This window comes from Sphingomonas sp., from assembly GCF_031380695.1.
Classification (GTDB): Bacteria; Pseudomonadota; Alphaproteobacteria; order Sphingomonadales; family Sphingomonadaceae; genus Sphingomicrobium.
The window spans coordinates 1-9,029 of the sequence record NZ_JANMWY010000187.1 but is presented as its reverse complement, the minus strand read 5'-3'; the positions used below and the strand labels follow the sequence as shown (position 1 = coordinate 9,029).

The window sequence follows — 9,029 nt, the reverse complement described above, 5'->3', positions numbered from 1 at the left end:
GGGGCGACCGTCACGACGCGCCTGCTCGACGCGCCGCGCGAGGCCGAAGGATTGGCCAATCTCGCCGCAAGCGCGGACATCGTGCTGGTCGATGCGCCCTGCTCGGGTAGCGGAACGTGGCGGCGGAGCCCCGAGGGCCGGTGGCGACTGACGCCGGATCGTCTCGCCCGCGTCATGGCCCTGCAAGCGCGCGTGCTCGATCTCGCCGCGCCGCTGATCAAGCCGGGCGGCGTGCTAGTCTATGCGGTTTGCTCGCTGCTGACCCGCGAAGGCGCGGATCAAGTTGGCGCTATCTTAGGCCGCCAGTCAGGATGGAGCGCGCAGGATGAGCTTGACGGCATGGGCCGGATCGAGGGGCCGGGTCGATTGCTCACCCCGGGCCATGATGCGACCGACGGATTTTTCGTCGCGCGGCTCGTGCGGTCGTGATAGTCGGGCCTGATCGGATGGAGTGACAGATGGCGAAGCGGTTGATCCTGTTGGCGATGGCGTTCGGCGCGATGGGCCTTGCCCCGCTGGCGGCGCAGAAGCCCGACGACCAGATTGCGCCGCTGTCGATCCAGCTGCAGCGGCAGGGCGAGGCCGCGTTGGCCGCGGGCAAGCTTGAGGACGCCAACGACAGTTTTGAGACGGCACTGGCGGTCGATCCGCGCAACCGCGCCGTTTTTGTCGATCTTGCCCGCGTCGCGACCCGCCAGAAATTGTTCGGCAAGGCAATCCGCTTCACCGGCAAGGCGCTGAGCCTGGAGCCGAATGACCGCGACGCGCTAGCGGTGCAGGGCGTGGCAATGGTCGAGGCCGGGGCGACCCCGCGCGCTCAGCAGAACCTCGTCCGCCTGCAGCAGATTTGCGCCAAGGGTGGCTGCCCGCAGGCGGCGGAACTGGGCGCGGCGATTGCGCGCGGGCCGACGGTGGCAGCGGTGAAGCCCCAAGTGACCGCGACGAAGAAGAATTAACGCGTCGCGCTGAGCACCCGCGCCACCGCGACATAATCCGCAACGCTGAGCACCTCGGCTCGCAGCTGAAGGTCGATCCCCAGCCCCTCGGCCGCCGCGATCGCCCCTGGCATCGCCTTCAGGCTTTGCCGCAGCATTTTGCGCCGCTGCCCGAATGCCGCCGCCGTCAACCGTTCGATCACCCCTTGATCGACCCCCTCCGGCATCGCCGCCGGCACGATGTGGACCACCGCCGACGCAATCTTGGGCGGCGGGGTGAAGGCCGAACGGTGGACTGGCAGGGCCAGGGCCGGTGTCGCCCGCCACTGCGCCGCGACCGCCAGCCGGCCATAATGCTCGCTGCCCGCCGCCGCGACGATGCGCTCGGCGACCTCGCGCTGAAACATCAGTGTCAGCGAGCGCCACCACGGCGGCCACGGCCCGGCGAGCCACCGCAGCAGCAGCGCGGTGCCGACATTATAAGGCAGGTTGGCAACGATATGCGCGCCGATTCCAACTTCGGAACGCTCGTCGATCGTCAGCGCATCCGCCTCGATCAGGCGCAGCTTGCCGGAAAATGCCTCACTCAGTTCCGCCAATGCAGGTAGGCAACGCCGGTCGCGCTCGACGGCGACCACGTTCGCGCCCCTGTCGAGTAGCGCGTGGGTCAGGCCGCCCGGTCCCGGCCCGACCTCATAAACGGTTTGCCCCGCCAGCTCTCCGGGGATTGCCGCGATCCGCGCCAGCAACTGGCGGTCGAGGATGAAATTCTGGCCGAGCGCCTTGCTTGCCGACAGCCCGTGGCGGGCGATGACGTCGCGGAGGGGTTCTGGTCGAAGCGGCGCCGGGCTCACGCCGCCCGGCTGCACGCGATCTGCCGCGCGTGGACCGCACCCGCCGCAACGCGCATCGCCGCCGCCATCGCGCGCGGGTCGGCGCAGTCGGTGCCGGCAATGTCGAACGCCGTGCCATGATCGGGGGCGGTGCGGACGATCGGCAGGCCGAGCGTGATGTTGACGCCCTCCTCGAAGTGCAGCGCCTTGAGCGGGATCAGCGCCTGGTCGTGATACATGCACAGCGCCGCATCATATTGCGCGCGGGCGGAGGCATGGAACATCGAATCGGCGGAGAAGGGGCCGGTGACGAGCCACCCCTCGGCGCGCAGCGCGGCGATGGCCGGCTCGATGATGTCGATCTCCTCGCGTCCGATCGTCCCGCCTTCGCCGGCGTGCGGATTGAGCGCAGCGACGGCGAGGCGCGGCCGCTCGATCCCGAAATTCTTCTGCAGGCCACGCAGCGCCGCCCGCCCGCGTGCTTCGATCAGCGCGCTGGTCAGCATTCCCGGCACAAGGGCCAGCGGCGCGTGGATTGTCACTGGCACCGTTCGCAGCGTCGGCCCGGCAAGCATCATCGCGACGTTCGCCGCCGACACGCCGCAGCGCTCAGCGATGAATTCAGTCTGGCCAGGATGAGTGAAGCCAATCGCGTAGAGTTGCTCCTTGCTGACCGGTGCCGTCACTACCGCGCTCGCCGTGCCAGACCGTGCCAGGCCCACCGCCAGTTCGAGTGCGTCGAGCGAAGCGTGCGCCCCGGCGAGCGTCGGCTGGCCCGGCTCCCCTGCCTGGGTCGCGGCGATCGCCAGCATCGGCAGGCCGTGGTCGAACGCCCCATCCGCCTCGCGCGGATCGTCGATCACGATCACCTCGCCGTCCCACACCGCCGCGATCGCGCGCGGATCGCCGACCGCGACGAATGGCGGCAGGCCGAACGAGGCGCGATGGTCCCAGCATTTGGCGACGATCTCGGGACCGATCCCCGCCGGATCGCCGAGCGATACTGCGAGGGGCAGTGGACTGTTGCTTGCCAAAAATCCTACCTGAAATCGATTATTGCGTCGCGGCGCAGGTCCCGCAGATAGCGCCGGGCGCGAAGGTTGGTCCGCTCCTCGTTGAGTTGGGCATAGACCTGGTCAAAGCTCGGCTGGCTCGGGCTGGCCTCGTCGCGACCGCAGATGACGAGCGTCCGCACGCCTTCCTCGATCGATCCGAACGGGCGGGTCGCCTGACCGACCTGCATCGGCAGCATCATCTCCTGCAACGCCGCGGGCAGGTCGCGCAGCTTGACCTGGTCGGAAGAGACGATCTCGCCCTTGAAGTCGGTCGCCAGCTTGTCTGCGCCGCCACAACCGCCGACGCTGGTCACCGCCTGGGCGAAGCGCTGTACCGTCGGCTCGGCCTGGGCGCGGGTCATGCCCTTGGGAAAACTGATCGAAACCTGCTTCAGGCTCAGCACCGCGCTGCGCGGATCGGCGGTCAGGATCTTGCGAGTGTCCTGCACCGCGACGATCGAATAGCCACCACTGTTGGCAATGGGATTGGAAATAGCACCCGGTTGCATCTGGCGGATCGCGGCGGCGATTGGCTCGGGCAGCATTTCTGGCCGCATCCAGCCAAGGTCGCCGCCGACTGCCGACGACGAGGATTCGCTATACTGCCGGGCATAGCCGACGAACGATCCGCCCTGGCGCAACGCAGCGAGGATCTTCCCGGCATTGTCGCGCACCGCGCTCTCGCGGCCCGGCGCGGCGGCGAGGAAGATTTCGCCGACGCGATATTCCTCGGTGCCCTTCGATGCGGTCATCCGGTCGATCACCGCCTTGACCTCGTCGTCGCCGACGCTGCCATTATTCTCGATCTTGGCGCGTTGCAGTCGCGACCAAGCGATTTCGCCCTCGATCTGGCGGCGGATCGAGCGGATCGAACTGCCCTTCGACTTGAGATAGGTGGCCATCTGCTCGGGGGACTGCTTCACATTGCCGGCAACGCGGGCGACGGTCTTGTCGATATCGTCCTTGGAGACCTTTATATCTTCGCCTTTTGCCGCCTGGATTTGCAGCGTTTCGTCGATCAAGTTGCGCAGCACCTGACCGCGCAGCGCCTGCATCTGGTCGGCCGGAATCTGCCCGCCATTGGAAATCGCCAGCAACGCGAGGCGCTGATCGATGTCGGTCTGGGTAATAACGTCGCCATTGATGATCGCGGTCGCCTTGATCTCGGTCGGCATGGTTGTCCCGAACAGTTCGGGATTTGACGGCAGCTTAAGCCCGGCGGTGCTGTTAATCTCGCCCGAGGGCGATTGCGACTCATCGCCCCCTGCCTGCTGCGCCAGCGCGTTCCCGGCAACGGCGATCGCCGCCCCTGCCGCCAGCTTCGTTGCCCAACCCATCATCTTGCTCGATATCACGCGGATAATCCTCATTGTCCAACCCTCAGCGAGCGACCCCCTGCCGCCATCCCGCTGAACCCAGCCTTAGCGGCCGAGGTTCTTCAGCGCGAAATGGATGGCGAACGTGCTGCCCTTCCGGAAGGTCCCGATGCGCTCATAGTCGCGCCGCCACTGGACGCCAAATTGCAGGCAGTCATCCTCATAATCGATTCCCAGTCGGTGCCGCACCGGGGCGAAGCCGTTGGCCAGCGACAAGGGATCTTCAGCCTTGTTGGTGAGGTCGATCACCGTCGCCCCGAACAAGGACCAGTAGCGGCGGAACTTCCACCGCCCGGCCAGCCGCACTTCCTCCTTGTCGCGCAAATCCTCGATCGCCGGATCGACGTTGCGGTTGAGGCGGAGGTAGCCGACCTGAAGGTAAGTCTCGTCGCTGCCGACGGTCAGGTCGAGCTCGTTGCGGCGGACGGTGAAATTGCCCTTGTCGATGCGAAAACGATGCGAAATGTCGATCAAGCGACCATAGCGCAGGCGGGTGCGGCCGACGATGTCGCTGAAGCGATCGGTCAGGCCGGTGCCCTGCGGGAATAGCGTCGGGCTTCGCGTCAGCCGATAGCTTTGGCCGATGACCGTATCGATCGAGAAGCGCGGGCGCTCAAGCTGATATTCGACGCCATAGGTGACGCGCGACCCGTCCTCCCACCGATCGTAGCCGGAGAAGCGGTTGATCGCGAACAGGTTGCTGTCATCGAGGTCGATCGACCGGCTGTCCTCGTTCGGAATTTCTAGGTTTGGTGTCGGCGGGGTCAGCACCACCTGCACGCGCGGGACGATCATCTGCCTGCCGCCGAACGCCGCTCCGACCAGCGGCCAGCGCGCGTCTGCAACCAGCGCGCCGATGCCGCGCGCATGCCAGCCGTCGAGACCACGATAGAGGGCAGTCGTCGTCGCCGCCGAATCGCTGGTGTGATAGACATCGCCCCGGCCAAGCGCGGTAAAGGTCAACTCCTGACCCATCTTGGTCAATTTGCGCAGGTCCCACCGCGCCTGGATGAAAGCGCGCTGCGTATCCTGTCCATCGAGCCGGGTGATGGCGAGACTGTTGGCCTGGACTTCGACCCGCCCGCCGAGCACCGGGTCGGCCAGCCGGAAGCGGGCGTCGATTGCAGGCAGGGCGATCGGGATCGTCCGCTGCCGGTCGTCGACGCGCAAGCCCTGGAACACCCAGCCGGCGATCGAGATATAGCTGTTGAGCGTGATCCGCTCGAGATCGACGAAGCTGCGCAGCCGGTCGTCACGGGTCAGGTCGTAGCGGCGCGTGACGGTCTTGTCGGTCGCCGCGCGGAGCGAGGTGGTCAGGCTCAAGTCGGGGTTGAACTGGAACTTGCCATTGGCTTCGAAATAGCCGCGCACGGCCTTGTCGCCGATCGGCTGCAGCGTCGTCGAACTGTCGACGCGGCCATAGGTCAGGAAGCCGCCGACCTGGAACGCGCCGATCTTCGTCAGCTGGCGATAGCGCGCGTCGATCGCCGGAGCGTTGCCGGTGTAAAAATGCGGCGTCAGTGTCGCGTCGCGATTGGGCGCGAACTGGAGATGATAGGGTACCGCAACCTCCAACCCGTTCGAATGCGAGTAAGAGAAATCCGGGATGATGATGCCGGTCGTACCGCCTTGGTCGGTCTTGACCGAAAAGATCGGCAGCAGCGGCAGGCTGACGCCCAGGATGTTGATCCGCCCGCCCTTGAAACGGATTTCCTTGCCGTCGGCCGATCGCTCGACCCGGGCGGCGGTAATCGTCCAACTCGGCCGCTTCGCCTTGCCGCACTCGCTGGTCACCGGGCAGCCGGTGTAGATCGCATTGTCGAGGATGATTGCGCCATTGACGCGCGATCCGCGCCGCGCCGCGACCCGCCCACCGGTGTCGAGCACGACGAGCAGATTGTCGATCGTCCCGTCCTTGAGCGAATCGGTCAGGTCGACCTTGTCGCCGATCAGCTTGTTGCCCCGCGGATCGAGCACGACGACATTACCGGCGGCCTGGACCTTGCCGGTCTTGCGGTCCCAGGTGACGCGATCGGCGGCGAGGTAATTGCCGTCCCGCGCCAGCCGCACCGCGCCGGACGCCGTGACGACCTCGCTGTCGTTCTCATAGGCAACTTGGTCGGCGGCGAAATCGATCGTGCCGTCCTTCGTCGTTGGAGCTGGTCCGGGGGTCTCGACTGGCGCCGCCGCTTCCTGCGCCCAACTGGCAGTCGGGACGGCGAGCAACAGGGGCAGCGCGGTCCAACAAAATCTCGATGCGCGCAACGCCTGGCTTCCTCGGCCGGATAACGGGTTCGGGTCCGCCTATTGCACCTCGTCCGCAAGGCGGCAATCACCGAGTGCAGCGATCGGCCGCGCGAGACGTTTTGCCTTGGCTGTCGACGCCGCCTAAGGGTGCCGCCGATTCAAATTTCAGCCATTTGAGGACTTCCATGCAGATCAGCTTCGCCGAAACCCGCCCGACCGGCGACTATGCGCTCGTCATTCCAGCCATGGGCGGCAACCGGCCAGCGCTCGGCGATCGCAGCGCGGCGCTCGACGGAGCGCTGCGCCGCCAGCGTTTCGACGGCGAGGCGGGCGGCACAGCCGAACATTATCTCGACGATGATGGCGGTCGCCGCCTGCTGCTGGTCGGCCTCGGCGCGCTCGGCAAGCCGGCGGACAGCGCCGAGAAACTGGGCGGTGCGATCGCGGCCAAGCTGCTGACTTCGGGCGAGACCCACGCCGTAGTTGATCTGACCGGCTTAGATTTCGATGCGGATTCCGCCGCCCGCGTTGCGCTCGCGGCGGTGCTGCGCGCGTGGCGGCACGACCGCTATCGCACCAAACTGAAGGACAAGCAGAAGCCGACCCTCGCCACGCTGACCATCGTTGGCGCGGCGGCCGGTGCGGAAACGCGCTGGACCGAGCGCTGGGCGCCAGTCGCGGGCGGAGTCGAGCTGACCCGTGAGCTGGTCGCCGAACCGGCCAACATCATCTACCCCGAAAGCTTCGTCGCCCGCTGCCGCGCGGCGATGGCCGGGCTCGGCATCGACATCGAAGTGCTCGGCGAGGCGGAGATGGCCAAGCTCGGCATGGGCGCGCTGCTCGGCGTGTCGCAAGGCTCGGTCCGCGATGCGCAACTGCTCGTCATGCGCTGGAATGGCGGCGAACCCGGCGCGACCCCGCTGTGCCTGATCGGCAAGGGCGTCACGTTCGACACCGGCGGCATCTCGATCAAACCCGCCGCCGGCATGGAATCGATGAAGTGGGACATGGGTGGCGCGGGCGCCGTCGCTGGCGCCATGAAGGCAATCGCCGGGCGCAAGGCCAAGGCCAATGTCGTCGGCATCTGCGGGCTGGTCGAGAATATGCCCGACGGCAATGCCCAGCGACCAGGCGACGTCGTCACGTCGATGTCGGGTCAGACGATTGAGGTTATCAACACCGACGCCGAGGGGCGGCTGGTCCTGTGCGACGCGATCACCTGGGCGCAGGCGAAGGTGAAGCCGACGACGATTATCGACCTCGCCACGCTGACCGGCGCAATGGTCGTCGCGCTCGGCCATGAATATGGCGGGATGTTCGCTAACGACGAGGGCCTGGCGACCCAGCTCACCGCCGCCGGCAAGGCATCGGGCGATGCGCTGTGGCGGCTGCCGCTGGGCGAGGCCTATGACCGGCTGATCGACAGCCCGATCGCCGACGTCAAGAACGTGGGCCCGCGCGAAGGCGGCTCGATCACCGCCGCGATGTTCCTGTCGCGGTTCGTCGATGAGGGCGTCAAATGGGCCCATCTCGACATCGCCGGCATGGCGTGGAGCGACAAGCCGGCGACCACTTACGACAAGGGTGCAACCGGTTATGGCGTGCGCCTCCTCGACCAATATGTTGCGGATGTGTGTGAGCAATAGTGTGACGATGAACCGTTCGTCCTGAGCGAAGCGCAGCGTAGTCGAAGGGCATCGAGGTGAGATCACGCTTCCGCCCTTCGACTTCGCTCAGGACGAACGGAGAGATAGCCGCATGAAAGTCGACTTCTACCAGCTCGGCGGTGCGACCCCCGACACCATCCTCTCCAGCATCGCCACCCGGCTGCTGGCCGAGGATCAGCGCCTGCTGGTCATCTCTGCCGACGAGGCCCAGCTCGCCCGCCTCGACCGCCAGCTATGGTCCGACGGCCCGACCTTCCTGCCCCACGGCGTCACCGGCGCAGACGACGCACGCCAGCCAATCCTGCTCTCGACCACCCCCGACGCGCCCAATCTCGCGCGCAACATCGCGATTGCCGACGGCGAGTGGCGCGACGCCGCCCTGACCTTCGACCGCGCCTTCTTCCTGTTCGACGAAGCGCAGATCGAACCGGCGCGGCTGGCGTGGAAACTGCTGTCGGGCAGGGAAGGGGTCGAACGACGATATTGGGCGCAGGAAGGCGGAGGCTGGGCTCAACGGGGTTGACCCCAACGCACGCCTGGCAAGTGGGTGCAAAAGGCGTAAACCTTGCCCTCTCGCGTCCACCCGGCTAGGGGCCGCGCCAACCCCCTCATCCCCACATTACAGGAGTGCCACCATGGCGCTGACCCGCACCTTTTCGATCATCAAGCCCGACGCCACCCGCCGCAACCTGACCGGCGCGGTCACCAAGATGCTGGAGGAGGCCGGCCTGCGCGTCGTCGCCTCGAAGCGCATCCACATGACCCGCGACCAGGCCGAAGGCTTCTACGGCGTCCACCGCGAGCGGCCCTTCTTCAAGGATCTGTGCGACTTCATGGTGTCGGGCCCGGTCGTGGTCCAGGTGCTGGAGGGCGAAAACGCCGTCCAGCGCAACCGCGACATCATGGGCGCGACCAA

General features: G+C 66.7%; 8 protein-coding genes and 1 pseudogene. 5 read left to right on the top strand and 4 right to left on the bottom strand.

What is annotated here, in order from left to right; all coding sequences use genetic code 11:
* Both RMN84_RS06945 and RMN84_RS06940 read left to right on the top strand, forming a co-directional pair.
* Positions 1–429, top strand: a pseudogene (locus RMN84_RS06945) (RsmB/NOP family class I SAM-dependent RNA methyltransferase); the annotation flags it as partial.
* A 29-nt stretch (positions 430–458) separates the two neighbouring features.
* A complete protein-coding gene (locus tag RMN84_RS06940) occupies positions 459–956 on the top strand; it encodes a tetratricopeptide repeat protein (RefSeq protein WP_309611455.1) in 498 nt (165 codons plus the stop codon).
* Here RMN84_RS06940 and rsmA read toward each other — a convergent pair.
* From rsmA to RMN84_RS06920, 4 genes are read right to left on the bottom strand one after another with little or no spacing between them, the layout of a single operon-like run.
* The gene (gene rsmA, locus RMN84_RS06935) at positions 953–1,789 is read right to left on the bottom strand and encodes a 16S rRNA (adenine(1518)-N(6)/adenine(1519)-N(6))-dimethyltransferase RsmA (RefSeq protein WP_309611454.1); all 837 of its coding nucleotides are present in this window, start codon (positions 1,787–1,789) and stop codon (positions 953–955) included. The two genes, RMN84_RS06940 and rsmA, sit on opposite strands and share 4 nt — an antisense overlap.
* Positions 1,786–2,802 (bottom strand): 4-hydroxythreonine-4-phosphate dehydrogenase PdxA, encoded by a 1,017-nt coding sequence (gene pdxA, locus RMN84_RS06930; protein ID WP_309611453.1) that lies wholly within the window; start codon positions 2,800–2,802, stop codon positions 1,786–1,788. The genes rsmA and pdxA overlap by 4 nt, the downstream gene beginning before the upstream one ends.
* 5 nt (positions 2,803–2,807) lie before the next feature.
* On the bottom strand, positions 2,808–4,193 hold the full coding sequence (locus RMN84_RS06925) for a peptidylprolyl isomerase (RefSeq protein WP_309611452.1): 1,386 nt from the start codon (positions 4,191–4,193) through the stop codon (positions 2,808–2,810).
* 51 nt (positions 4,194–4,244) lie between these two features.
* Positions 4,245–6,464, bottom strand: a complete 2,220-nt coding sequence (locus tag RMN84_RS06920; RefSeq protein WP_309611451.1) for an LPS assembly protein LptD — start codon at positions 6,462–6,464, stop codon at positions 4,245–4,247.
* Between the two features lie 167 nt (positions 6,465–6,631).
* Between RMN84_RS06920 and RMN84_RS06915 the strand changes: the two genes are divergently transcribed.
* The 3 genes from RMN84_RS06915 to RMN84_RS06905 all read left to right on the top strand — a co-directional run.
* A complete protein-coding gene (locus RMN84_RS06915; RefSeq protein ID WP_309611450.1) occupies positions 6,632–8,092 on the top strand; it encodes a leucyl aminopeptidase in 1,461 nt (486 codons plus the stop codon).
* Between the two features lie 112 nt (positions 8,093–8,204).
* Positions 8,205–8,636 (top strand): DNA polymerase III subunit chi, encoded by a 432-nt coding sequence (locus RMN84_RS06910; RefSeq protein ID WP_309611449.1) that lies wholly within the window; start codon positions 8,205–8,207, stop codon positions 8,634–8,636.
* Between the two features lie 112 nt (positions 8,637–8,748).
* The coding region (locus RMN84_RS06905) for a nucleoside-diphosphate kinase (RefSeq protein ID WP_309611448.1) at positions 8,749–9,029 on the top strand (281 nt) is incomplete at its 3' end.

Excerpts from the sequence above, each read along its gene's own strand:
- RMN84_RS06940 (WP_309611455.1), top strand. The coding sequence starts at position 459 with ATGGCGAAGCGGTTGATCCTGTTGGCGATGGCGTTCGGCGCGATGGGC.
- RMN84_RS06925 (WP_309611452.1), bottom strand. The coding sequence starts at position 4,193 with ATGAGGATTATCCGCGTGATATCGAGCAAGATGATGGGTTGGGCAACG.
- RMN84_RS06915 (WP_309611450.1), top strand. The coding sequence starts at position 6,632 with ATGCAGATCAGCTTCGCCGAAACCCGCCCGACCGGCGACTATGCGCTC.
- RMN84_RS06910 (WP_309611449.1), top strand. The coding sequence starts at position 8,205 with ATGAAAGTCGACTTCTACCAGCTCGGCGGTGCGACCCCCGACACCATC.